The organism is Gryllotalpicola kribbensis (genome assembly GCF_039538245.1).
Lineage (GTDB): Bacteria > Actinomycetota > Actinomycetes > Actinomycetales > Microbacteriaceae > Gryllotalpicola > Gryllotalpicola kribbensis.
In genome coordinates this window covers 469,520-493,757 of record NZ_BAABBX010000015.1, presented here as the reverse complement: position 1 = coordinate 493,757, position 24,238 = coordinate 469,520, and the positions used below count along the sequence as shown (strand labels likewise).

Genomic DNA, 24,238 nt, shown 5'->3' with positions numbered 1-24,238 from the left:
GCCGACTTCGTGACGACCCGCTCGGCGGCGGCACGGCCCGGTCGTCGATATTCCGGCCGATCGGAGCCCCGGGTGCCGCTTAAGTGACGACCGGGGCGAGCAGGGCCGCGACGTGCGCCGCCCGCTCGACGGGCAGGGCGCCCACGGTCACCCTGATCGCCGGGCTGCCCGGGGCATCGGCCATGAACGGCAGCCCGGCCGCCACCCGCACACCGGCCTCGCCCAGCGCCGCCACCGCCCGCCGCTCGTCGCGCACCCGCAGCCAGACGTTGATGCCGTCGCCGGTCGGCGCGACCGCGCCCGACGCCGCGAGCGCCGCGGCCAGCGCGGCCTGCCGCTCGGCGTAGACGGCGCGCGCACGGCCCACCTCGGCGACGGCCAGCGGGTCGCGCAGCAGCTCGAGCAGCACCGTCTGCAGCATGCGCGACGTCCACCCAGGGCCGAGCAGGCGCCGCGCCACCAGGCGGTCGACGAGCGGCCTCGGCCCCCCGAGCGCCGCGATGCGCAGATCGGGCCCGTGCGACTTCGAGAAGCTGCGCAGGTGCACGACCTGGTTCGGCAGCCAGGTGCCGAGCGACACCGGCGGCGCGGTCGAGATCAGCCCCGAGTGGTCGTCTTCGATGACGATGACGGATGCCCCGCGCCGCTGCCCCGCGATGATGCGGGCCAGCTCCTCGGCGCGCTGCGGCGTGAGCGACGCACCGGTCGGGTTGTGCGCCCGCGGCTGCAGCACCACGGCCGAGACCTCGCGCGCGAGCGCCCGGAACAGGGAGCGCGCGGTCACCCCGCTCGCGTCGACCTCGAGCGGCACGCGCTCGACGCCGTGCGCATCGAGCATCTCGAAGAGGGGCGGGAACCCGGGCACCTCGACCGCGACGCGATCGCCGAAGCGCACGACCTGATCGAGGGTGCGGGACAGCCCGTCGAGCGCCCCGTCGATGACCGTCAGCGCCTCGACGGGGTAGGGCCACGACTCGCGCAGAAGCCGGTGCAGCTCGGGGATCACGGGCAGTTCCTGGTAGCTGCCCGTGCCCGCCTGCCAGGCGATGCGCGCGACCACGGGCTGCAGTTCGGGAAGCAGCGCCGCGTCGGGCGTGCCCCGCGACAGGTCGAGCGCGGTGACGGGGGCATCGCCGGCGAGCTCCGCCATGCTGCGGGGCAGCCATGAGGCATCCGTCGCCCCCTGGTCGCGCACGAAGCTGCCCGCGCGGCCGCGCGCCACGATGAGCCCGGCCCCCAGCAGGGTCTGCCACGCGTGCGAGACGGTCGCGGGCGAGACGCCGTAAGCGGCGGCGAGCTCGCGCACCGTCGGCAGTCGCTCGCCGGGTGCGAGCTCGCCCGCGCTGATCTGCCGCGCGATCGCGGCGGCGATGCCGCGCGGGGAGGTGTCGTCGGGCCTCGGCAACATTTACCGACGCGTCACGCGAAGAAATTGTCGGGAAATGTTCACGCCGAACGATAACAGAACCAGAACCGACGCATGGAGGTTTCGATGACGGTCATCCGAGCCGCGATCACCCAGACCACTTGGACAGGCGACACAGAGTCGATGATCCGGAAGCACGAGGACTTCGCGCGCGACGCGAAGGCGCAAGGCGCGCAGGTGATCTGCTTCCAAGAGCTGTTCTACGGCCCGTACTTCGGCATCACCGAGGACAAGAAGTACTACGACTTCGCCGAACCCGCAGACGGCCCGATCGTGCAGCGCTTCGCCGCGCTCGCCGCGGAGCTCGGGCTGGTCATGGTGCTGCCCATCTACGAGGCCGAGATGCCGGGCGTGTACTACAACACGGCGGTGGTGGTGGATGCCGACGGCAGCGTGCTCGGGAAATACCGCAAGCACCACATCCCGAACCTCGACAAGTTCTGGGAGAAGTTCTACTTCCGCCCAGGCAACCTCGGCTACCCGGTCTTCCAGACGGCGGTCGGCCCGATCGGCGTCTACATCTGCTACGACCGGCACTTCCCCGAAGGGTGGCGCGAGCTCGGCCTGAACGGCGCTCAGATCGTCTTCAACCCGAACGCGACGAAGCCGGGCCTCAGCAACCGCCTGTGGGAGATCGAGCAGCCCGCGGCGGCCGCCGCCAACGGCTACTTCGTCGCCGCCCCGAACCGGGTCGGCCGCGAAGACAACGAATACGGCGAACTCGCGGTCGACTTCTACGGCTCGAGTCAGTTCGTCGACCCGAGGGGCAACGTCATCGGCGGGTATGCCTCGAGCGAGACGGAAGAGCTGGTGATCCGCGACCTCGACCTCGACCTGATCCGGCAGGTGCGCGACGACTGGCAGTTCTACCGCGACCGCCGCCCCGAGTCCTACACCAGCATCCCGAAGCCGTAGCGGGTCTCGATACGCGGCCTTCGGCTGCTACTCGACCAACGGGGTGGGCGGCCTTCGGCTGCTACTCGACCAACGGGTGGGTGGCCTTCGGCTGCTACTCGACCAACGAAAAGAGGACCGATGACCAAGACCCTCATCACGAACGGCACCGTCGTGAACGCGACGGGCACGGTCGCCGCCGACGTGCTGATCGACGGCGAGCAGATCGTCGCGGTGCTCGCGCCCGGATCGCAGCTGCTCGGCAGCGATCTGACGCGAAGCGTCGACAGGGTGATCGACGCGGCGGGCAAGTACGTCATTCCGGGCGGCGTCGATGCGCACACGCATATGGAGATGCCGTTCGGCGGCACGTTCGCGAGCGACACCTTCGAGACGGGCACCCGGGCGGCGGCGCACGGCGGCACCACCACGATCGTCGACTTCGTCGTGCAGTACGCGGGCGAGAACCCCCTCGACCAGTACGCGCTCTGGCACGAGAAGGCAGCCAGCAACTGCGCGATCGACTACGGCTTCCACCAGATCCTGTCCGACGTGCAGGACTCCTCTCTCGACGCGATGGACGAGCTCATCGCAGAGGGCGTCACGAGCTTCAAGCTCTTCATGGCCTACAAGGGCGTCTTCCTGTCCGACGACGGCCAGATCGTCAAGGCGATGCAGAAGGCGGCCGACACCGGGTCGATGATCATGATGCACGCCGAGAACGGCGCCGTGATCGACGTGCTGCAGCAGCAGGCGCTCGCCCGCGGCGAGACGGCCCCCTACTACCACGGCACGACGCGGCCCTGGCAGACCGAGGCCGAGGCGACGCATCGCGCGATCGCGTACGCCGGCATGACCGGCGCCCCGCTCTACATCGTGCACGTGAGCGCCAAGCAGGCCGTCGAAGAGATCGCGGCGGCCCGCGACCGGGGCCAGAACGTGTTCGCCGAGACGTGCCCGCAGTACCTCTACCTGAGCCTCGAAGAGCAGCTCGGCGCGCAAAGCGACCAGTGGGGCAGCTTCGAGGGCGCGAAGTGGGTGTGCTCGACGCCGCTGCGCAGCCGCGCAGAGGGCCACCAGAACCACATGTGGCAGGGGCTGCGCACCAACGACCTGCAGGTGATCTCGACCGACCACTGCCCCTTCTGCATGAAGGGCCAGAAAGAGCTGGGCATCGGCGACTTCGCGAAGATCCCGAACGGCATCGGCTCGGTCGAGCACCGCATGGACCTGATCTATCAGGGCGTCGTGCTCGGCGAGATCTCGCTGCCGCGCTGGGTCGAGCTGACCAGCACGACCCCGGCACGCATGTTCGGCTTCTACGGCAAGAAGGGCGTCATCCAGCCGGGCGCCGACGCCGACATCGTCATCTACGACCCGAGTGCCCACACCACGATCTCGGCCGCGACCCACCACATGAACATGGACTACTCCGCGTGGGAGGGCTTCGAGATCGACGGCGGCGTCGACACCGTGCTGAGCAGGGGCCGCGTGATCGTCGACAAGGGCGCCTACCACGGCGCCAAGGGCGACGGCGCCTTCGTCAAGCGCGGTCTGAGCCAGTACCTGGTGTGAGCGGCATGGCGAAAGGCAGAGCCGGCATGGACTTCGGCGTCGTCCTCCAGACCGATCCCCCTGCGAGCAGGGTGGTCCACCTCGCCGAGCTCGCCGAGCAGTACGGCTTCACCCACGCGTGGACCTTCGACTCGCACCTGCTGTGGGAGGAGCCGTACGTGATCCACTCGCAGATCCTCGCCCGCACCCACCGCATCACGGTCGGCCCGTTCGTCACGAACCCCGCGACGAGGGACTGGACGGTCACGGCATCCGTCTTCGCCACGCTCAACGAGATGTACGGCAACCGCACCGTGTGCGGCATCGGCCGCGGCGACTCGGCGGTGCGCGTGACCAACGGCAGGCCGGTCACGATGGCCGAGCTGCGCGAGGCGATCCACGTCATCCGCGAGCTCGGCAGCTCGCGCGAGGTCGAGTACAAGGGCTCGAGGCTGCGCTTCCCGTGGTCGACCGGCAGCGAGCTGCCGGTGTGGGTCGCCGCCTACGGCCCGCAGGCGCTCAAGCTGACGGGCGAGGTGGGCGACGGCTTCATCCTGCAGCTGGCCGACCTCGACGTGGCCGAGTGGATGATCACCGCGGTGAAGGATGCCGCGCGCAAAGCGGGCCGCGACCCCGAGTCGCTCGACATCTGCGTCTCGGCGCCCATGTACATCGGCAGCGACTGGCAGCACATGCGCGAGCAGACCCGCTGGTTCGGCGGCATGGTCGGCAACCACATCGCCGACATCGTGACGCGGTACGGCGAGGACGGCGGCGCGGTGCCGCAGGTGCTCGTCGACTACATCAAGCAGCGCGAGGGCTACGACTACAACCAGCACGGCCGCGCGGGCAACACCCACACGGCGTTCGTGCCCGACGAGATCGTCGATCGGCTGTGCGTGCTCGGCGAGGCATCCGATCACATCGAGAAATTGAGCGCGCTCAAGGAACTCGGGGTGACGCAGTTCGCCGGCTACCTGCAGCACGACAACAAAGAAGAGACGCTGCGCGTGTACGGCGAGCGCGTGATCCCGGCCGTTACCGACCACCTGATCGCGAAGGCGTGAGCCGGATGCCTCGCCGCGCCGCCACCCGCCCCGTCGCCGCCCCGAGCTGGCCCCGCCGCGCTCTCTTCGCGATTTCCGGCGTGCTCGTGCTCGCCGCCGCGTGGGAGCTCTACAAGGCGCTCGGCCCCGTCGAGGGCGTGCGCTGGGGGCAGACCGTGGTGCTGCCGCGCACGAGCGACCTCGCGATGCCGCATCTGTGGGCGATGTTCCAGCGCTACGGGCAGCCCGTGGACTCGTCGGCCGGCTCGCCGACCGTGCTCGTGGCAGTGGCCCGCGCGAGCCTCATCAGCCTCGGCATCGCCGCGTGCGGCTGGGCGGCAGGGGTCGTGCTCGGCGCGCTGCTGGCGCTGCTGATGGTGTCGTGGCGGCTGGCCGAGCGGGCGCTGCTGCCCTACGTGATCCTCAGCCAGACGGTGCCGCTCATCGCCCTCGCCCCGCTCGTCGTGACGTGGGGGTCGCAGATCCACGCGGGCGATTTCGTGTGGAAGCAGTGGATGTCGGTCGCGGCGATCGCCGGGTACCTCGCCTTCTTCCCGATCTCGGTCGGGCTGCTGCGGGGCCTGCGCTCCGCGCCCGAGACGCAGCTCGAGCTGTTCCGCAGCTTCGCCGCCGGGTGGTGGCGCACGCTGTGGCACCTGCGTCTGCCGGCATCCGTCAGCTACCTGCTGCCGGCGCTGCGCATCGCGGCCGCCGCGGCCGTCGTCGGAGCGATCGTCGCCGAGGTGTCGACCGGCATGCAGGGCGGGATCGGGCGCACGATCCTCGCCTACGGCATCGCGTCGGGCGGCGACCCGGCCAAGCCGTGGGACGCGATCATCGGCGCCGTCGTCATCGGCCTCGTCGTCGCCGGCGCGGTGTCGCTCATCGGGCTGGGCTTGCAGAGGTTCCGCAGAGCAGAGGAGACGTCATGAGCGACGCGCACGCCGTGCAGATCGACGCGGTGAGCCGCGTCTTCGCGAGCGGAAGGCGCACCGTGACGGCGCTCGACGACGTCAGCCTCACGGTGGCGCCGGGCGAGTTCGTGTCGCTGATCGGGCCGAGCGGCTGCGGCAAGAGCACCCTGCTGCGGCTCGTGGCCGATCTCGACGCGCCGAGCGCCGGCACGGTGTCGGTCTTCGGCAAGACGGCGAAGCAGGCTCGGCTCGACCAGGACTACGGCATCGCCTTCCAGCAGGCCGGGCTGCTGCCCTGGCGCACGGTCGCGGCGAACATCGCGCTCCCCCTCGAGCTGCACAAGGCGCCGGCATCCGCTCGCCGGTCGCGCGTGGCCGAGCTGCTCGCGCTCGTCGGCCTCGAGGACTTCGCCGGCCACTACCCCGACCAGCTCTCCGGCGGCATGCAGCAGCGCGTAGCGATCGCGCGGGCGCTGGCCGAGAAGCCGCGGCTGCTGCTCATGGACGAGCCGTTCGGGGCGCTCGACGAGATGACCCGCGAGCGCATGCAGACCGAACTCGTGCGGCTGAGCGCCGAGACCGGCGCCGCGGTCGTGTTCGTCACACACTCGATCCCCGAGGCGGTGTTCCTCTCTGATCGGGTGGTCGTGATGTCGCCGCGGCCCGGGCGCGTCACCCGGGTCATCGAGCTCGCCCTCGGGCCGGCGGCCGAGCGCGGCGAGCGACTGCGCGAGTCGACGGACTTCTACGCGGCGGTCACCGCGGTGCGCGAGGCGCTGCACGGCGAGGGCGCGGCGCTGCCGGTCGGGGTGGAGACCCGATGAGGTCGTCGCGGCTCAGCGCAGTGTGGCGGGCCGTCGTGCCGCCCGTCGTCTTCGGCGTGCTGCTCATCGCGGCATGGCAGGCGTTCGTCGTCGGCGCCCAGATCAAGCCGTTCCTGCTGCCCGCGCCGAGCGCGATCTGGCAGATGATCCACCAGAACCCCGGGCTGATCTGGCGCGCGTCGCTCGTGACCGGCGGCAACGCTCTCGTGGGGCTGATCGCCGGCGCGCTCGTCGCGGTCGTGCTGGCGGCCGTCGCGGCAGCGGTGCGCGTGATCGACCACCTCAGCGCGCCCATCGTGGCCGCCATCGCCGTGCTGCCGATCGTCGCCGTCGCGCCGGTGCTGTACACGATGTTCGGCGCGGGCTCGCAGCTGCCGCGGCAGATCGTCGCCGGCATCGCGGCGTTCGCGCCCGTGTTCCTCAACACCCTGCGCGGGCTGCGGCAGGTGCGGCCGATCCATCGCGAGCTGATGACCGCGTATGCCGCGACGCCCTGGCAGGCCACGAGGGCGGTCACCCTGCCCGGCGCTCTTCCCCATCTCTTCTCCGGCGTCAACGTCGCGGCCTCCCTCGCCGTCATCTCTGCCCTCGTCGCCGAGTACTTCGGCGGGCCGCAGACCGGCCTCGGCTCGCTCATCACCTCGGCCGCCGCGAACAGCGGCTACGCAGCGGCCTGGGCCTACGTCGTCGGCGCGATCATCGTCGGCCTCGTCTTCTACCTCGCGACCCTGGGCCTCGAGCGTGCCGTCTCGCGCGGCCGGGTCGCCTGAGCCCTCACCCCCACCCGCACCACCGGAACCGCACCCCGATTGGAGCACCACATGAAGCACAGCACCAGGCGCGCTCTCGCGCTCGCCGCAACGGCCGCCGCCACGGCGGCCCTTCTGGCCGGCTGCTCGTCAACGCCGGCATCCTCGAGCAAAGCCACCACGAAGGCCGGCCTCACGCCGGTCAAGATCCAGCTGCAGTGGGCCGTGCAGGCGCAGTTCGCCGGCTACGTCGAGGCCGTCAAGCAGGGCTACTACAAAGACGAGGGGCTGGATGTCACGCTGGTGCCCGCCGGCGGCGACATCGTGCCGCAGACCCAGCTCGCGAACGGCGCCGTCGACTACGCCATCGCGTGGGCGCCGAAGGCACTCGCCTCGCGCGAGCAGGGCGCGGCCATCACCGATGTCGCGCAGATCTTCCAGCGCTCCGGCACGCTGCAGATCTCGTTCAAGGACAACGGCATCACCTCCGTCAAGGACCTCAAGGGCAAGACCGTCGGCAGCTGGGGCGGCGGCAACGAGTTCGAGCCGTACGCGGCGATGACCGACGCCGGCCTCGACCCCGCCACCGACGTGAAGATCGTGCAGCAGGGCTTCGACATGAACGCGTTCCTCGACGGCGACATCGAGGCCGCGCAGGCGATGACCTACAACGAGCTCGCCCAGGTGCTCGAGTCGAAGAATCCCAAGACCGGCAAGCTCTACACCCTCGACGACCTCAACATCCTCAACTGGTCCGACCTGGGCTTCGGCATGTACCAGGACGGCCTCTGGGCCGACACGAACAAGCTGAAGAACGACAAGGCCTATCAGGACCAGACGACCAAGGTCATCGCGGCGACGCTGAAGGGCTGGGTCTACGCCCGCGACCACATCGACCAGACCGCCGCAGACGTGGTCGCCGCAGGCAGCCAGCTCGGCCTCAGCCACCAGACGTGGCAGACGAACGAGGTCGACAAGCTGATCTGGCCGTCGCCCGACGGCATCGGCAAGATCGACAGCAAGCTGTGGGACCAGACGGTCGACATCGCCCTGCACACCAAGAACGGCAGCGGCGCCACCGTCATCACCGCGAAGCCCGACGCCGACGCCTACACGAACACCTATGTCGACAAGGCGCTCGCCGAGCTCAAGGAGCAGGGCGTCGACGTCACCGGCGAGGACTTCACGCCAGAGACCGTGATGCTGCAGCCCGGCGGCAAGTGACCGCCGGCGGGTGCCGGGCCGCCCGGCCCGGCACCCGCTGTGCCTCACCCGCAATACCCTGAACGAAAACGTAAGGAACCCGCATGCCCGCACTCGACCCGGCCGACCAGCAGCTCGCCCTCGATCTCGACCGCGCCCACGTCTTCCACTCGTGGTCGGCGCAGGGCGCGCTGAATCCGCTGGTGTTCGCCGGCGGCGAGGGCGCGCGCCTGTGGGATCACGAGGGCCGGCAGTACCTCGACATGTCGAGCCAGCTCGTCAACGTCAACATCGGCTACCAGCACCCGCGGGTCGTCGCGGCGATCAAGGCGCAGGCCGACGTGCTGACGACCATCGACCCGAAGCACGCGAACCTCACCAGGGGCCGCGCGGCGCAGCTGATCGTCGAGAAGGCGAACCTGAAGGGCGCCGGCTTCGAGAAGGTGTTCTTCACGAACGGCGGCGCGGATGCGAACGAGAACGCGATCCGCATGGCGCGGCTCTACACCGGCCGTGACACCGTGCTCTCGACCTATCGCAGCTACCACGGCAACACGGGCGCCGCGATCGTCGCGACGGGCGACTGGCGGCGGATGCCCAACCAGTACGCCCGCGGCCACGTGCACTTCTTCGGCCCTTGGCTCTACCGCAGCGAGTTCTGGGCGACCACGCCCGAGGAGGAGTCCGAGCGCGCCCTGCACCACCTCGAGCGCGTCATCCAGGCCGAGGGGCCCGACACGATCGCCGCGATCCTGCTCGAGACGGTGCCGGGCACGGCGGGCGTGCTCGTGCCGCCGCCCGGCTACCTCGAGGGCGTGCGCGAGCTCGCGACGCGGTACGGCATCGTCTTGATCGCCGACGAGGTGATGGCCGGCTTCGGTCGCACGGGCGAGTGGTTCGCGCACCAGGGCTTCGGCGTCACCCCCGACCTGATCACCTTCGCGAAGGGCGTCAACTCGGGCTACGTGCCGATGGGCGGCGTCATCATCTCGCCGGCGATCGCGCACGCCTTCGATGAGCGGGTCTTCCCGGGCGGCCTGACCTACTCGGGGCATCCGCTCGCCGCCGCGTCGGTCGTCGCGACGATCGAGGCGATGACCGACGAGGGCATCGTCGAGAACGCCGCGCGCATCGGCCGCGAGGCGATCGGGCCGGCGCTCGCCGCCCTGCAGGCCGCGCACCCCGACGTGGTCGGCGAGGTGCGCGGGCTCGGCTGCTTCTGGGCGATCGAGCTGGTGACGGATGCCGCGAGCCGCACCCCCCTGCCCGATGCCGATATGGCACGCATCCGATCTGCCCTGCTCGCCCGGGGCGTGCTGCCCTTCGTGCAGAACAACCGCATCCACGTGGTGCCGCCGCTCGTGGTGACGGAAAGCGAAATCTCGGAGGCTTTCGGTCACTACGATGCGGTGCTGACAGAGATGTTCCCCGTCGCCCGATGACCGCCCTCCGAAACTGGACCGAGCGCGAACTCGCGCAGATCTCGGCAAGCGCAGAGCTGACCATCGCTGTGCCGCGGCGTGACGGCGGCTGGCGAGCGGCGGTGCCGATCTGGGTCGTGACGGCGGGCGGTTCCGTCTACGTGCGTACCTGGCGCCGGCGCGAGACGGGCTGGTACGGCGGCGCACTGCGCTCGGGCGAGGCGCGGGTCACGGTTCCCGGGCTCGAGGTGCACGTGTCGGTCACCGACGTCTCGGGCGACCCCGCGGTGCGCGCGGCCGTCGACGACGCCTATCGCCGGAAGTACGGCGGTGGGAGCGGGAGCGACACTGTAAGTGGCACCGTCACGGATGACGCCGCACGGACGACTCTGCGCCTGTCACCGCGTGCCTGAGCCGGGGTGCGCGAGCCGGAATGCGTGAGCTGGCGTGCGCGAGCCGGGCGACTTTTCCGTGCTCGGCGCGGGCGCAGCACGAGCGCCGACGCGATACCGTCGCGGCACTTGCACGAGGGAACAGTTTCGCGCGGCACCGACGCGTGCTCCAGAATCTGTTCCGCCATGCAAGTCATTCGAGGGCGTCGTCCGCATCGGTGGCCGACTCCGCCTGCGCGCGCCCGCCCGGTTACTCACGCGCGCCCGCCCGGTTGTCGGGCACCTGTCTCACAGCCGGGCCCCCAGTAGACTCAGGGCCGTGACTGACACCCGCCAGCAGCTGATCGACTTCATCAAGGCCGACGCCGTCTTCCACGGCGACTTCACGCTGACCAGCGGCAAGAAGGCCACCTACTACGTCGACATGCGCAAGGTGAGCCTCGACCATCGGGTCGCGCCGCTCATCGGCAAGGTCATGATCGAGCTCATCAAGGACGTTCCGGGCGTCGTCGCCGTCGGCGGCATGACCATGGGCGCCGACCCGATCGCCGCCAGCATCCTGCACCAGGGCGCTGCACAGGGGCTCGCCTACGACGCCTTCGTCGTGCGCAAGGAGCCCAAGGACCACGGCCGCGGCCGGCAGGTCGAAGGCCCCGACCTCGAGGGCAAGCGGGTCATCGTGCTCGAAGACACCTCGACCACGGGCGGCTCGCCGCTCAAGGCCATCGAGGCGCTCACGAAGGTCGGCGCAGAGATCGCCGGTGTGGCCGTCGTGGTCGACCGCGCCACGGGCGCGAAGGAGGCCATCGAGGCCGCCGGGTACCCCTATTACGCCGCCATCGGGCTGGAAGACCTGGGGCTCGCGTGACCGATGAGACCACGCCGCCGGCCGGCGAGCCCGAGCCCGGCACCACCGACTGGCTGCTCGCTCAGCTGAGCGGCGGCCGCATCGATTCTCGGCGCGAGCGCCGCGAGGCAGAGGCCGCTTTGGAGGCGGCGGGCGTGGCGATTCCGGATGCCGCGGCCGAGCCGACCACGGCAGAAGAGCCCGCCGCCGATGCCGCGCCCGCAGCTCCCGCCGCAGACGAGCGCCCACGGGCCCGCTTCTCGTGGGACACCGGCAAGCTCGAGGCCGTGGACACGGCAGAGACGGACGTCGCAGGCACGGGCGCCACAGGCACGGAGGCCGCGGCCGCCGCCGCGGAGGCGACACCCGCCGCAGACGCCGCAGGCCCAGCTGATGCGCCGGCCGCCGAGGCGACCCCGGCGCGCGAGGGTGCGCCCGAGGCTGAGCGGGTCATCCCCTTCATGTGGAACCTGTCGCCGACCCACGAGCCCGACCCGGCGCTCAACCCGCCCGTCGACATTCCCGAGCCGTCGTTCGACGAGCCCGACTTCCCGTTCCCGTCGGCCGCGCCGATCGTCGTGCCGAAGCCGGCGCGCTCGCCGATCACCGACGCCCCGACCGACGCGCCGGCATCCCCCGTGGCGCCGACCGCCGAGCCCGAGCAGGCAACGACCGCCGAGCCCGAGCAGGCAACGGCCCCGGAGGCGGAGCAGGAAACGACGCCGGAGCCCGAGGATGCCGCAGCGCCGGAAGCACCGGCGCACGCGCCGCTTCCCCCGGGCACCACGGCGCACGAGTTCGACCCGTTCGCGCAGGACCTCTTCGCGCCGGTTCCGGCGACCACGCCGGTTCCGTCGGTCGACGAGTTCACCATTCCCGATGAGACCGAGCCGGCCCAGGCATCCGCGCCCGCATCGGAAGAGACGGGCGACACGGGCGCCGAGCCCCGCACGAGCGAGGTCAGCTCGGACTGGAGCGATATCGCCGACATGCTCGGCGCGCACCCCCAGACCGTCGACACGGCGATCGTGAGTCCGATGCCGCCGGTGAACGAGATCCTCCCGTCGTTCGACGCGCTCCGCCCGCGCAGCGCTGCCGCGAGTGAGATGCCCGAGCCCGCGAACGGGCCCGAAGCCGAACCCCGCGGGGCCGCAGCCTCGGCCGACGTGACGCCGGCGGACGCCACCCAGCTCGACGAGACCCAGATCACTCCGACGGCGCTGGCCGTTCCGGCGGCGCCCACGCCTGCGGCATCCCCCCTGCCCTTCGCCCCCGACTCGGCGCGCGTCTTCGATCAGAGCCCGCCGCCCGCTCACCCGGGTGGCGCGCCCGTCGAGCACGCTCGCTCCGGCAGTCCGCTCAACCGCTGGCTGCTGATCGCCGCGGCTGTGCTGATCGCGATCCTGATCGGCATCGGGCTGTTCGCCCTCGGCCGTGCCGTGGCCTCGGGCCGCGACCAGGCACCCGCGGCGGCGACCCACACCTCGACCCCGACGCCGACCGCGACGACCGCCTCGCCGACCTCGACTCCCACCCCGACCGCGAGCGACGACACGGCGATCGCGGGCAGCGGCCCCCTCGCCCCGGGGCAGAGCTACCAGTGGGACCAGCTGCGCGGCGGCGAGTGCCTCGACCCCTTCGCCTCGGCCTGGGCGCAGGACTTCACGGTCGTCGACTGCAATGCGCCGCACGCGGCGCAGCTCGTCTACACGGCCCCGTACACCACCGACCCGTCGGCCGCCTTCCCCGGCGAGCAGGCGATCTCGGCTCAGATCGGGCTGCTGTGCAGCAAGCCGGGCGTCGTCGATCTGAACGCGGCCGCCGCCTACAGCGACGTGCAGCTGGTCACCGCCTACCCGGTGACGGCCGAGCAGTGGGCGTCGGGCCAGCGCAACTACTTCTGCTTCGTCACCCGCTCGTCGGGCGAGCAGTTCTCGAGCTCGATCGCTGGCCCCGGGCCGACGCAGTAAGCCGCTCGGGCCGGCGCCTATTCGCCGCGCACGAGCTGGTCGACCCCGGTGAGCACCTCGTCGGGCCGGAAGGGGTATCGCGAGATCTCGTCGTCGCCCGAGGTGATGCCCGACATGACGAGCACGGTGAACAGCCCCGCCTCGATGCCCGCGACGATGTCGGTGTCCATGCGGTCGCCGATCATGCCGGTGGTCTCGGAGTGGGCGCCGATCTTGTTCATCGCCGAGCGGAACATCATCGGGTTCGGCTTGCCGACGATGTAGGGCTCGCGGCCGGTCGCCTTCGTGATGAGGGCGGCGATCGCGCCGGTCGCCGGCAGCGGCCCCTCGGCGCTCGGGCCGGTCGCGTCGGGGTTGGTCGCGATGAAGCGAGCGCCGCCCGAGATGAGGCGGATCGCCTTCGTGATCGCCTCGAAGCTGTAGTTGCGCGTCTCGCCCACGACGACGAAGTCGGGCGAGGTCTCGGTCATGATGAAGCCGGCCTCGTGCAGGGCGGTCGTGATGCCGGCCTCACCGATCACGAAGGCGCTGCCGCCCGGCATCTGGCTCGCGCAGAAGTCGGCGGTCGCGAGCGCCGAGGTCCAGATGCGCTCCTCGGGCACGTCGATTCCCGAGATGCGCAGGCGAGCCGCGAGATCGCGCGGCGTGAAGATCGAGTTGTTGGTGAGGATCAGGTACTCGGTGCCGTCGGCCTGCCACTGCTTGAGCAGATCGGATGCCCCGGGCAGCGCCTTGTTCTCGTGGACGAGCACCCCGTCCATGTCGGTGAGCCAGGAGACGACATCGCCGCGTTCGCGCATGTCACGAGTCTATTTGGGGCGGCGGTCCTCGCCGACCCGTCAGACCCAGTGCGGCTGCGCGAACAGGCCGGCCGGGTCGGCGCTGCGGGCGATGCCGCGCAGCCGCGCCGTGTTGGGGCCGAAGTACGCCGTCGGGTCGGTGATGCTCGCGTCGCAGTAGTTCGCGTAGGCGGAGGTGCCCCAGGCCGGCTGCATCGCGGCGCGGAATCCGCGCACATAGGCGTCGAACGGAGCGGGGTCGGTCCCGTCGGCGAACGTCGCGGTGTACTGGGCCGTCCAGAGCGCCGAGCGCCACGGGAACGCGGTGTCGCCGGCCCCGACGTCGGCCACGGCGCCCCCGAGGGCGTCGAGCGCCACGCCGCCTTCCGTGAGGCCCGGCACGGACGACGCCCGGGCCACCTGGTCGAGCAGCGTCGCGATCTGGCCCGCCGCGAGCCGTCGCGACCCGATCGACGACGTCGCAGCCTCCGAGACCCGCGCCCCTGTGCCCGCGTAGCGGCGCATCGCGTCGCCGAAGCTCCTCTCGGTCGCCGTGTGGGCGAGCGGCGTGGCGCCGACCGCGGCGATGAACTGATCGACGGAGGCATCCGCCCCGCTCTGCGGCCCCGTCCAGGTGCCGCTCACCGCGACCACCGGGTCGCCCGGGTGCCGCGACCCGCCCAGCAGCTTGAGCGACGACCACAGGCGGCGGTCCGCCGCCGGAGCCCAGTCCTGCCAGGCGGCCACGACCCGCGCGGCAGCGGTCCAGGGGAAGGTGATCTCGAACATCAGGACGGGCGGCGCGGCCTGCGTGCGGAAGGTGAGCGAGGTGACGACGCCTGCTGTGCCGCCGCCCCCGCCGCGACAGGCCCAGAAGAGGTCCGGCTCGTCGTGCTGGCTGACCGTGTGGACACGGCCGTCGGAGGTCACGATGGTGGCCGCCGTGAGCTGATCGCACGTGAGGCCGAAGGAGCGCACCAGCACCCCGATGCCGCCGCCGAGTGTGAGTCCGCCGATGCCGACCGTTGCGCATGAGCCGCCGCCGATTGCGCGGCCGGCGGCGGCGAGGCGCTCGTAGACGTCGAGCAGCTGGGCGCCTGGCCCGATCGTCACCGACGAGCGATCGGGCGAGAGCTCGATGGCGTCGAGGCCCGCCGTGCTGATCACGAGGGAGGGCGGAACGTCGGTGCCCGGGCAGCCGCCGGCCGACCAGCCCGTGAACGAGTGGCCGCCGGAGCGGACCGCCACGGGAGTCTTCGTGTTGCGGGCGAAGGCGAGGCCCGCGACGACGTCGTCGGCGTTCGCCGCGCGCAGGATGCCGCGAGGGTCTGCGGTGTCGTAGCGCGGGTTGCGCAAGACCCGCGCCGCATCCCAGCCCGTCGACCCCGGCCGCAGCACGGCACCCGTCGTGGCGGCGGCGAGCTCGCTCCAGCTGGTCGGCCCCGCAGGCGTGCCCGGGGTCGTGGCACCCGGGGACGGAGTGCGCGTCGGTGCGTGCGTCGGTGCGGGGTGACTGTTCGTGCACGCGGCGAGGGCGCCCGCGAGGCAGAGCCCCACGCCGCCGCCCAAGAAGGTGCGGCGGGTCAGGTGCGGGCGCGCTGAGGTCATCGCTCCTGTCTACTCGGGGGCGCGGTTCCCTACGCTGATGACGTGCCAGAGATCGAGGAATCACCGCAGCCCGCACCCGGCGTCGGGCCGTGGCCGGGTGAATGGCCCGACGGCGCGCACTACGACCCCGAGCTGCTCGCGAACGGCGACACCCGCAACGTGATCGACCGCTACCGCTATTGGACGATGGAGGCCATCGTGGCCGACCTCGACCGGCGCAGGCATCCGTTTCACGTCGCCATCGAGAACTGGCAGCACGACCTCAACATCGGGTCGATCGTGCGCAGCGCGAACGCGTTCCTCGCCGACACGGTGCACATCGTGGGGCGCCGGCGCTGGAACAAGCGTGGGGCGATGGTCACCGATCGCTACCAGCACGTGCTGCATCACGACACGATCGACGACCTCGTCGCGTGGGCGCGCGAGCGGGCGCTGCCGATCATCGCGATCGACAACGTGCCCGGGTCCGTGCTGATCGAGACCTTCGCGCTGCCGCGCGAGTGCGTGCTGCTGTTCGGACAAGAGGGGCCGGGGCTGACGGATGCCGCGATCGAGGCATCCGACGCCGTGGTCGAGATCGCGCAGTTCGGCTCGACCCGCTCGATCAACGCGAGCGCGGCGGCGGCAATCGCGATGCACGCATGGGTGACGCAGCACGCGACCCTCCCGCTGGCCGAGTAGCTCGCTCTGCGCCTGCTCCGCTGGCCGAGTGGCTCGCTCTGCGCCCGCCCCGCTGGCCGAGTGGCTCGCTCTGCGCCCGCCCCGCTGGCCGAGTAGGTCGCTCTGCGACCGTATCGAGGCCCTCTCCTGCCCAAGACCCTTCGATGTCACCCCTGCCCGATACCCTGCGCGACATGACGTTGCGCATCCTCCATCTCTCCGACACGCATCTCCTCGGCGACCCCGAGGCGCGCCACAACGGCGTCGACACGACGGCGGCCCTCGACCGCGTGCTCGAGCGCGCGGCGCAGGTCGAGGGCATCGGCCTCGTGGTCGCGAGCGGCGACCTCTCGGAAGACGGCGCGGTCGCCGCGTACGAGAAGCTGCGCGACCGGCTCGAGCCGTTCGCCGCCGAGCGGGGTGCCGCGACTGCTTACGTGATGGGCAATCACGATCTACGTGACGGCTTCGAGCAGGTGCTCGGCGAGCGCGACGGCGTGCTCGAGGTGGGCGGGTTCCGGGTCATCCGCCTCGACACGGCGGTGCCGGGTGCGGGCTACGGCGAGCTGTTCCCCGATCAGCTCGCCTGGCTGCGCGCCCAGCTGGCCACGCCGGCCCCATACGGCACCGTGGTGGTCATGCACCACGCGCCCGTCCCGGCGTGGAGCGCGCTGTTGCGCGCCCTCGAGCTGCAGGGTGCCGCCGATGTGCTCGCGGCCCTGTCGGGCGGCGACGTGCGCGTGGTGCTGAGCGGCCACTACCACCACTCGGTGGCGACCTGGGTCGACGGGCTGCCGGTCATCGTCGCGCCGGGCGTGACGAACACGACCGACGCGCTCGCCCCCGGTGGTCACGAGCGCGCGGCGGCGGGCAGCGGTTTCGCCGTCATCGACCTTCCCGAGGCGGGGGCGCCGGCCGCCACGTTCGTCAGCGTTCCGACCGGTGCCGACGAATGGCTCTTCGACCTCGACCCGGCGGCCGTCGACAGCATCGCCAGGGCCTACGGCCCGCACAGCTGACCGCCTCGGCCCCCGTCCGGGGGACTTTGGAGATTGTCGGGAGCCCCTGCAATACTGGGCCCTTCATGGCCCGACACCGCAGTTCCCCGACCCGCGTGCCCTTCTGGGCACGATCGCGTCGTCCTGCGGTCCTGGGCGGCGCCCTCGGCGGCGGCACGGCGCTCATCGCCGGTCTGGCCGTCTGCGCTGCGATCTCGGTCTCGGGCGCGGGCGTGAACTTCCACTTCTCCGACTCGGCCGTCGCAGCGGTGCTGGGCGACGATCACGCGGCGCCGACGGTGACGCGAGATCTGCCCGCGGCGAGTTCGACGGCTCCGACGCAGACGCCGAGCGTCACGCCGTCGCGGGCGCTCGCACAGGCCCAAAGCGCGGCCGCCGACCCCGCTTCTCCCGCTGCGGCGACGCCTTCGACGACACCGACTCCGGCACAGGCTCAGGCTCAGTCCTCCTCCGCGTCGGCGAGCTCGGTCGCGACGCCCTCTGCGACTGCGAGCGCGCAGCCGTCGTCGACCCCCACGTCGTCGGCGTCGCCCAGTTCGACGCCGGCCCCAACCGCGGCGCCGATTCAGCTGCCGACACCGCAGCCGAGCGAGCCGGGCGACGAGCACTGCCTGCTCGGCATCGTCTGCATCTAGTCGGCTCGGCTCGGGCGCTCGGCTCGGCTCAGGCGCTCAGGCGCGCAGCCAGCTCGGCTCGAGCGGCTGTGCCATGAGCTCGGCGCCGTAGGCGAGCACGGGTGTGCGCTCGATCAGCTCGGCGACCTCGCGCCAGCCGAGGCCGGCGATCCCGAGCACGCACGAGATCACAAGCACGTGCCCGCGCTGGGGCGGCAGGAAGGTGCGGCCGGCCTCGGACAGCACGGAGAGCGCCGTCGACTCGATGAGCCGGGCGAGCGACCCGGGTTCCACGTCGTCGCGGATCGCCCCGCTCGCCATGCCGCGCTCGATCGTCTCGCGCAGCCTGAGCCGCACCGGCTCGAGCATGCGCGCCACCTGGTCGCGGTGGCCGCCATAGCCGGCGAGCCGGGTCAGCAGCCGCACGTCCTCGCTCTCGGCCCAGAGCCGCGAGCCGTGCAGCGCGAGCTCGACGCGCGGGTCGGGGTGGCTGATGGGGTCGAGCTCGGCGGTGAGCCGCGCGGCCGCCCTGATCAGAACGGCATCGATGAGCTCATCGCGGCCGGCGAAGTGACTGTAGACCGTGCGGCGCGTGAGTCCGGCGTGCCGCGCGATGGGGTCGAGCGGGGTGTTCCTGTCCTGCGTGAGCAGCACGCTCGCCGCGTCGAGGATCGCTTCGCGGTGTGCCTCGGCGTCTTTGCGCGGGGCTCGCTTCCTCGTCTCCGACATGCAGTGACAGTAGTGCATTGCTTCACCCCCGTGTGAAGCATCCGTGGCGCGTTGGCAACTCGTGCGCGGTTGCTGTGTCCCCGCTCAGGCCCGGCAGGGCCGCACTACCATTGCGGCATGACGGACCAATCGGAAGATCGCGAAGAGGACAACACCGACGAGACGTCCGAGCACGCGGCGGACCAGGGCAACGCGGCCCGCACCTCTGCCGCCCCGCCGACGGAGGCGATCATTCTGAAGAGCTCGGACTAGCGGGCACCTCGTAGACGAGGCGACCGCCGACCCAGGTGGCCACGACGCACGCCTGATCGATCGCCTCAGCGGGCCCCGCGAACGGATCCCGGTCGAGCAGGGTGAGGTCGGCGAGGAATCCGGTCTCGATTCGGCCCGTCTCGTGCTCGCGCCGGTTCACCCAGGCCGAGCCGGCCGTGTAGGCCGTGAGCGCCTCGGCGAGGCTGAGCTGCTGCGCGGGGCCGCCGAGCGGTTCGGCGCCGGCGGGCGCGTCATCCGAGACGCGCGTGACCGCGACCCTGATCGCCTGCAGCGGGTTCGGGCTCGTCACGGGCCAGTCGCTTCCGGCCGCAAGCCGCGCGCCGGCACGCACCAGGTCGCCGAAGGGGTAGCTGCGCGCGATCAGCTCGGGTGCGATGAACGGCACCGTGAGCTCGTCGAACTGAGGCTCGTGGCTCGCCCACAGCGATTGGATGTTGGCGGCGGCGCCGAGCGCCGCGAAGCGCGGCACGTCTTCCGCGCGCACCATCTGCAGGTGCGCGAGTTGATGACGCGCGTCACGGATGCCGCCCCCGGAGCGCGCCGCCTCGAGCGCGTCGAGCGCTTCGGTCACGGCGCGGTCGCCGAGTGCGTGGAAGTGCAGATCGAAGCCGGCCCCCTCGAGCGCGGCGACGAGCCTCTTCAGCAGCTCAGGCTCGAAGAAGCTGATGCCGCGCTCGCCTGTGGCGTTTCCGTCGCCGTCGAGGTACGGGTGCGAGAGCGCGGCGGTGTGGTTCTCGGCGACCCCGTCCATCATGATCTTCACCGCGCTGAATGCGAGTCGGCTCGGGTCGGCGCGGCACGCGTCGCGGAGCGCGGCGAGCTCGGCGACGGTGTCGAGGGTCGCCGCGCGGTCGAGCCAGAGCGCGCCGGTGACGCGGGCGGTGAGCTCGCCGCGCTCCTCGGCGCGCAGGTAGGCCTCGCCGAACCCGTTGCCGCTGTCGATGTAGCCGCCGATCATGGCGTCCTGCCAGCCGGTGATGCCGAAGCTGTGCAGTCGGGCCTGGGCGGCGAGCAGGCCCCGAAGCGTGAGCTCGGGGTCGACCGGCGGCAGCACGGCAGAGAGCAGGGCGGCGGCGCCCTCGTGCAGCATCCCGCTCGGGTTGCCGTCGGCATCGCGCTCGATGCGGCCGTCGGCAGGGTCGGGGGTGGAAGCGGTGATCCTCGCGAGGCGGAGCGCTGCCGACGAGACCCACATGCCGTGATGGTCGCGGTTGCTGAGCGCCGCGGGGCGATCGCCGACGACGGCGTCGAGTGCGGCGGCGGTGGGGTTGCCGCCGGGGAACCACTCCATCGCCCACCCGCCGCCGAGGATCCACGGGTCGTCAGGGTGCGCGGCGGCGTACCGGCCGACGAGGGCGAGCGCGTCGGCGGCGCCGGTGGCGGCACTCACCTCGCACTGCAGCAACTCGACCCCGGCCTGAACGGGGTGGACGTGGGCGTCGATGAAGCCCGGCAGAAGCAGCTGGCCGGTGGCGTCGATCATCTCGGTGCCGGGGCCGATGAGGTGGTCGAGGCGGGGGCCGATGGCGCTGATGCGGCCGCCTGTGACGGCGACGTCGGATGCCTCTGGCCCGGCCATGCCGGCAGAGAACACCCGGCCGCCGCGGAACAGAAGGTCGGCTTCGTTCATGGGCACGACCGTATCCAGGCCGTGTTTCGGGCAGGTTGAGGGGGTGCTACCGCTCGCGTCGCCCGCTAATCCTCGGGAATCTCGCGCTCTTCGCCTTCGGCGCCGGCGCGAATGTGGTGCCGGATCACCTCGGTCACGACGAAGTTGAACCACTTCTCCGCGAACTCGGGGTCGAGATTGCTCTCGATGGCGAGCTCGCGCAGCCGGGCGATCTGCCGGTGCTCGCGCTCGGGGTCAGAGGCGGGCAGGCCGAACCGCGCCTTGAGCTCGCCGACCTCCTGGGTGAACTTGAACCGCTCGGCCAGCAGGTGAACGAGGGCGGCATCGATGTTGTCGATGCTCTGGCGGATCCGCAGCAGCTTTTGCCACGCAGCCTCGGTGCTGTCGGGTTCGGTGGGGCACATGTCTCAAACCCTAGGGTGAAACGCAGGCGAGCGGATGCCCCGCCGCAACACGCCTCAAAGAAGCGCAGGCACCACCGCGGTCGGCGAGCCGGCCGGCACGCGCTGCAGGATCTCGCCCGGAATCCCGTCGGGCCCCAGGGCGAACACGGTCACCTCGCCCCCGAGCTGGTTCGCGACGTAGAGGCGGTCGCCGCGCACGAGGTGATGGCGCGGCCAGTCCGCACCCGAGGGGACCTCGGCGAGCGGCCGCGGCAGGGCGCTCGCGCCAGAGGCGCCCGAGGTGCCAGCACCGCCGACCGCCAGCACGGCCACGACGTTCGACCGCCGCACGGTCGCATACAGCAGCGACTCGTCGTCGGAGAGCGACAGGTGCGCGGCATACTCATCGGGCTCGCGCGGCACCGCCCGCAGAGGCGACGACCCCGCGATCGCGTAGCGCCCGTCGGCCCCCGGCACGAGCAGGAAGACCGAGATCGCGTACTCGCAGCTGACGTAGAGCCGCCCGCTAGAGGCGGCGGCGACGTGCCGCGGCCCTACGCCGTAGGGGAAGGCGATCTCGTAGTCGAGTGCGAGCGACGCGGTCGCCGACTCGTAGCGCCACACGCGCGCGAGGTCGTAGCCGAGGTCGATCGTGAGCACCCGGCCGTCGGCGAGGAACTGGGTGAAGTGCGCCCGGCTCAGGCGCGGGGCATAGTCGGGGCGTGGCGCGACCATCTCGGACTCGGGCACCCCCGCGTACGGATCGAGCGCGGGCGAGGCATCCGCTCGCCCCAGAATCTCGCCCGTTACGGCATCCAGCGCATACGCGAGCACCTGGCCCGAGCCCCAGCACGCGACGACGGCGTAGCGCCCGTCGGGGTCCACCGCGATGTGGCAGGCCGCGGCGCCCGCCGCGACGGGCTCGCCGAGCGGCGTCAGCGCGCCGTCGGCCGCGATCGAGAACGCGCGGAACGTCTCGTCCTTCTCGCCCACCGCGTAGAGCACGGGCAGGGTGGGATGCTGCGCCACGAAGCTCGGGCTCGGCGTGCGCGCCGCGAGCCTCACCTCGCTCAGCGTGCCGTCGTCGGCGATGCGGGCCGAGAGGATGCCTTCGCCGGTGCCGCCCATGTCGGGGGTGTAGCCCCCGACCCACAGGGCGCCGCCCGCCGCGCCGGCAGCGCGCAGGGAGCTCGAGTCGGCCGCCATCAGTCGATCAGGTCGTGACGCACGATGATGGCGTCGCGCTCGGGCCCCACGCCGATCGCCGAGATGCGGCAGCCCGACAGGCGCTCGATGGCGAGCACGTAGTCCTGCGCGTTCTGCGGCAGCTCGTCGAAGCTGCGCGCGCCCGAGATGTCCTCGGTCCAGCCGGGGAACTCCTCGTAGATCGGCTTCGCGTGGTGGAAGTCGGACTGCGAGACGGGCACCTCGTCGTGGCGCACCCCGTCGACGTCGTAGGCGACGCACACGGGAATCGTCTCGAGCCCGGTGAGCACGTCGAGCTTCGTCAGCACGATGTCGGTGAGGCCGTTGACGCGGCTCGCGTAGCGGGCGATCGGCGCGTCGTACCAGCCGGGCCGGCGGCGGCGGCCGGTCGTGGTGCCGAACTCGTGGCCGTTCTCGACGAGGAAGTCGCCCCACTCGTCGAACAGCTCGGTCGGGAACGGGCCCGCGCCGACGCGCGTGATGTAGGCCTTCGCGATGCCGATGATGCGGGTGAGCTGCGACGGCCCGACCCCCGACCCGGTCGCCGCGCCGCCGGCCGTCGCCGACGACGAGGTCACGAACGGGTAGGTGCCGTGGTCGACGTCGAGCATGGTCGCCTGGCCGCCTTCGAACAGCACGTTCTTGCCGGCCGCGATCGCCTGGGTGAGCTCGAGCCCGGTGTCGGCGACCATCGGTGCGAGCCGCTCGGTGTACGACAGCAGCTCGGCCACGACCTCGTCGACCGTGATGGCACGGCGGTTGTAGACCTTGACGAGCAGCTGGTTCTTCTGGAAGAGCGCCCCCTCGACCTTCTGGCGCAGGATCGACTCGTCGAAGAGGTCCTGCACGCGGATGCCGACGCGGTTGATCTTGTCGGCGTAGGCCGGGCCGATGCCGCGCCCCGTGGTGCCGATCTGGCGCTTGCCGAGGAAGCGCTCGGTGACCTTGTCGAGCGTGCGGTGATACGAGGCGATGATGTGCGCGTTCGCCGAGATCTTGAGCTTCGAGGTGTCGAGGCCGCGCGCGTTCAGCGCGTCGAGCTCTTCGAACAGCACCTCGAGGTCGACGACGACGCCGTTGCCGATGACCGGCACGACGCCCTCGGTGAGGATGCCGGACGGCAGCAGGTGCAGCGCGTACTTCTCGTCGCCGATCACGACGGTGTGACCGGCGTTGTTGCCGCCGTTGAACTTGACGACGTAGTCGATGCGGCTGCCGAGCAGGTCGGTCGCCTTGCCCTTGCCCTCATCGCCCCATTGGGCGCCGACGATCACGATTCCGGGCACGTGGTCCTCCTCATGCTGGAGCGGTGGACCGCGCTATCGACCGGTCCACCCCATCCTATCGAAGCGTCTATTTTCGCCTGACGAGCGCACCAGGCAGGTATGAAAGGATGCCCCACTGATGCCGCACCCGCGGCATTCGCCGTATGAAGGGGATGCCTGTGCCGACTTCCACGCTCGCCAGAACGGCCACCGCGATCGCCCTCGTTGTGCTCGCCTCGCTCGGCACCGCCGCCTGCACGGGCGGCGGCGGCAGCCACGCGAGCTCTGCGCAGCGAACGCCGCACGCCGGGGCCAGTGCCCGCCCGTCGAGCACTGCCCAGGCCGGCGTCACGACGACGATGCAGTGCCTCGAGCTCGAGGGGAAGCTCGCGGGCTCGGCCGCGACGCTCCAGAGCGCGCTCGGCGGCCTGAGCGGCGGCGGGGACCCGAGCGGGGCGGTGTCGCAGCTGCAGGGCTTCCAGCAGCAGCTCGACAGCGCGGTCGGCAAGGTCACCGACCCGGCGCTCAAGCCCCAGGTCGACACCCTCAAGAGCGATTACGACGCGCTGGTCTCGACGGCGCAGTCGGCCTCAGAGGCGTACTCGACCCGAGACGTCGCCGCCGCGCAGACCGCCGCGGCCAAGCTTGCGGCGCAGCAGCGGGCGCTCAAGGCCGACCTCTCCGGTCTGCAGCAGCTCTGCAGCTGAGCGGGATGCTCGCTCTGCTCCCTGAACGGCACTGAGCGGCACCGGGCCGCACCGAGCGACATCCGCCGTCGCGAGGCGTCTATTCGTGCCGACGCGTGAGTCCCGCTCGGGGCGGGGGGGGGGAA

At 71.5% G+C, this 24,238-nt stretch carries 24 protein-coding genes; 16 read left to right on the top strand and 8 right to left on the bottom strand.

All coding sequences use genetic code 11. From position 1 onward, the window contains the following. Positions 1 to 79: 79 nt before the first annotated feature. A complete protein-coding gene (locus ABD716_RS11775) occupies positions 80 to 1,408 on the bottom strand; it encodes an aminotransferase-like domain-containing protein (protein ID WP_344777055.1) in 1,329 nt (442 codons plus the stop codon). Positions 1,409 to 1,492: 84 nt separating this feature from the next. Between ABD716_RS11775 and ABD716_RS11770 the strand changes: the two genes are divergently transcribed. The 11 genes from ABD716_RS11770 to ABD716_RS11720 all read left to right on the top strand — a co-directional run bounded on the left by ABD716_RS11770 (position 1,493) and on the right by ABD716_RS11720 (position 13,240). After that, complete coding sequence (locus ABD716_RS11770) at positions 1,493 to 2,341, top strand: nitrilase-related carbon-nitrogen hydrolase (protein WP_344777053.1); 849 nt, start codon at positions 1,493 to 1,495, stop codon at positions 2,339 to 2,341. 120 nt (positions 2,342 to 2,461) lie between these two features. Then, positions 2,462 to 3,895, top strand: a complete 1,434-nt coding sequence (hydA, locus tag ABD716_RS11765; RefSeq protein WP_344777051.1) for a dihydropyrimidinase — start codon at positions 2,462 to 2,464, stop codon at positions 3,893 to 3,895. Positions 3,896 to 3,921: 26 nt separating this feature from the next. Then, positions 3,922 to 4,941, top strand: a complete 1,020-nt coding sequence (locus tag ABD716_RS11760; protein ID WP_344777265.1) for a TIGR03842 family LLM class F420-dependent oxidoreductase — start codon at positions 3,922 to 3,924, stop codon at positions 4,939 to 4,941. A 5-nt stretch (positions 4,942 to 4,946) separates the two neighbouring features. Next, entirely contained in the window at positions 4,947 to 5,852 is a 906-nt protein-coding gene (locus tag ABD716_RS11755) for an ABC transporter permease (protein WP_344777049.1), read from the top strand. Further along, positions 5,849 to 6,658, top strand: a complete 810-nt coding sequence (locus ABD716_RS11750; RefSeq protein WP_344777047.1) for an ABC transporter ATP-binding protein — start codon at positions 5,849 to 5,851, stop codon at positions 6,656 to 6,658. Before ABD716_RS11755 ends, ABD716_RS11750 begins: the two co-directional genes overlap by 4 nt. Beyond that, positions 6,655 to 7,428 (top strand): ABC transporter permease, encoded by a 774-nt coding sequence (locus tag ABD716_RS11745; protein WP_344777045.1) that lies wholly within the window; start codon positions 6,655 to 6,657, stop codon positions 7,426 to 7,428. Before ABD716_RS11750 ends, ABD716_RS11745 begins: the two co-directional genes overlap by 4 nt. Before the next feature lie 51 nt (positions 7,429 to 7,479). Next, positions 7,480 to 8,631, top strand: a complete 1,152-nt coding sequence (locus tag ABD716_RS11740) for an ABC transporter substrate-binding protein (protein ID WP_344777043.1) — start codon at positions 7,480 to 7,482, stop codon at positions 8,629 to 8,631. Positions 8,632 to 8,714: 83 nt separating this feature from the next. After that, entirely contained in the window at positions 8,715 to 10,052 is a 1,338-nt protein-coding gene (locus ABD716_RS11735; protein WP_344777041.1) for an aspartate aminotransferase family protein, read from the top strand. Further along, entirely contained in the window at positions 10,049 to 10,444 is a 396-nt protein-coding gene (locus tag ABD716_RS11730; protein WP_344777039.1) for a DUF2255 family protein, read from the top strand. The genes ABD716_RS11735 and ABD716_RS11730 overlap by 4 nt, the downstream gene beginning before the upstream one ends. A 298-nt stretch (positions 10,445 to 10,742) precedes the next feature. Further along, on the top strand, positions 10,743 to 11,291 hold the full coding sequence (gene pyrE, locus ABD716_RS11725) for an orotate phosphoribosyltransferase (protein ID WP_344777037.1): 549 nt from the start codon (positions 10,743 to 10,745) through the stop codon (positions 11,289 to 11,291). Continuing rightward, complete coding sequence (locus ABD716_RS11720; protein ID WP_344777035.1) at positions 11,288 to 13,240, top strand: hypothetical protein; 1,953 nt, start codon at positions 11,288 to 11,290, stop codon at positions 13,238 to 13,240. Before pyrE ends, ABD716_RS11720 begins: the two co-directional genes overlap by 4 nt. Before the next feature lie 17 nt (positions 13,241 to 13,257). On the opposite strand, the gene ABD716_RS11715 is transcribed toward ABD716_RS11720, so the two are convergent. Together ABD716_RS11715 and ABD716_RS11710 are read right to left on the bottom strand one after the other, a co-directional pair. Further along, positions 13,258 to 14,040, bottom strand: a complete 783-nt coding sequence (locus ABD716_RS11715; RefSeq protein ID WP_344777033.1) for an HAD-IIA family hydrolase — start codon at positions 14,038 to 14,040, stop codon at positions 13,258 to 13,260. A gap of 39 nt (positions 14,041 to 14,079) precedes the next feature. Further along, positions 14,080 to 15,627 carry an FAD-binding oxidoreductase gene (locus ABD716_RS11710; protein WP_344777032.1) on the bottom strand — a complete coding sequence of 516 codons (1,548 nt, stop codon included), beginning with the start codon at positions 15,625 to 15,627 and terminating at the stop codon, positions 14,080 to 14,082. Positions 15,628 to 15,669: 42 nt separating this feature from the next. Between ABD716_RS11710 and ABD716_RS11705 the strand changes: the two genes are divergently transcribed. The 3 genes from ABD716_RS11705 to ABD716_RS11695 all read left to right on the top strand — a co-directional run bounded on the left by ABD716_RS11705 (position 15,670) and on the right by ABD716_RS11695 (position 17,941). Continuing rightward, positions 15,670 to 16,308: a TrmH family RNA methyltransferase gene (locus ABD716_RS11705; RefSeq protein WP_344777030.1), complete on the top strand. Its 639-nt coding sequence runs from the start codon at positions 15,670 to 15,672 to the stop codon at positions 16,306 to 16,308. Between the two features lie 173 nt (positions 16,309 to 16,481). Further along, positions 16,482 to 17,306 (top strand): metallophosphoesterase family protein, encoded by an 825-nt coding sequence (locus ABD716_RS11700; protein ID WP_344777028.1) that lies wholly within the window; start codon positions 16,482 to 16,484, stop codon positions 17,304 to 17,306. 65 nt (positions 17,307 to 17,371) lie between these two features. After that, positions 17,372 to 17,941: a hypothetical protein gene (locus ABD716_RS11695; RefSeq protein WP_344777026.1), complete on the top strand. Its 570-nt coding sequence runs from the start codon at positions 17,372 to 17,374 to the stop codon at positions 17,939 to 17,941. 36 nt (positions 17,942 to 17,977) lie between these two features. Here the strand turns inward: ABD716_RS11695 and ABD716_RS11690 are convergent, their stop codons facing one another. Further along, positions 17,978 to 18,649, bottom strand: coding sequence for a TetR/AcrR family transcriptional regulator (locus ABD716_RS11690; protein WP_344777024.1), 672 nt, complete (start codon positions 18,647 to 18,649; stop codon positions 17,978 to 17,980). A gap of 117 nt (positions 18,650 to 18,766) precedes the next feature. Between ABD716_RS11690 and ABD716_RS11685 the strand changes: the two genes are divergently transcribed. Next, the gene (locus ABD716_RS11685) at positions 18,767 to 18,901 is read left to right on the top strand and encodes a hypothetical protein (RefSeq protein WP_344777022.1); all 135 of its coding nucleotides are present in this window, start codon (positions 18,767 to 18,769) and stop codon (positions 18,899 to 18,901) included. Here the strand turns inward: ABD716_RS11685 and ABD716_RS11680 are convergent. The 4 genes from ABD716_RS11680 to ABD716_RS11665 form a co-directional block, all read right to left on the bottom strand. After that, entirely contained in the window at positions 18,879 to 20,552 is a 1,674-nt protein-coding gene (locus ABD716_RS11680; protein ID WP_344777020.1) for an amidohydrolase, read from the bottom strand. The genes ABD716_RS11685 and ABD716_RS11680 overlap by 23 nt on opposite strands. A gap of 65 nt (positions 20,553 to 20,617) precedes the next feature. After that, positions 20,618 to 20,956 (bottom strand): chorismate mutase, encoded by a 339-nt coding sequence (locus tag ABD716_RS11675; protein ID WP_344777018.1) that lies wholly within the window; start codon positions 20,954 to 20,956, stop codon positions 20,618 to 20,620. Positions 20,957 to 21,010: 54 nt separating this feature from the next. Next, positions 21,011 to 22,141 (bottom strand): lactonase family protein, encoded by a 1,131-nt coding sequence (locus ABD716_RS11670; protein ID WP_344777016.1) that lies wholly within the window; start codon positions 22,139 to 22,141, stop codon positions 21,011 to 21,013. Then, a complete protein-coding gene (locus tag ABD716_RS11665; protein WP_344777014.1) occupies positions 22,141 to 23,427 on the bottom strand; it encodes an adenylosuccinate synthase in 1,287 nt (428 codons plus the stop codon). Before ABD716_RS11665 ends, ABD716_RS11670 begins: the two co-directional genes overlap by 1 nt. A 158-nt stretch (positions 23,428 to 23,585) precedes the next feature. Here ABD716_RS11665 and ABD716_RS11660 point away from each other — a divergent pair, with 158 nt between their 5' ends. Beyond that, the gene (locus tag ABD716_RS11660; RefSeq protein WP_344777012.1) at positions 23,586 to 24,113 is read left to right on the top strand and encodes a hypothetical protein; all 528 of its coding nucleotides are present in this window, start codon (positions 23,586 to 23,588) and stop codon (positions 24,111 to 24,113) included. The last annotated feature ends 125 nt before the right edge of the window (positions 24,114 to 24,238 follow it).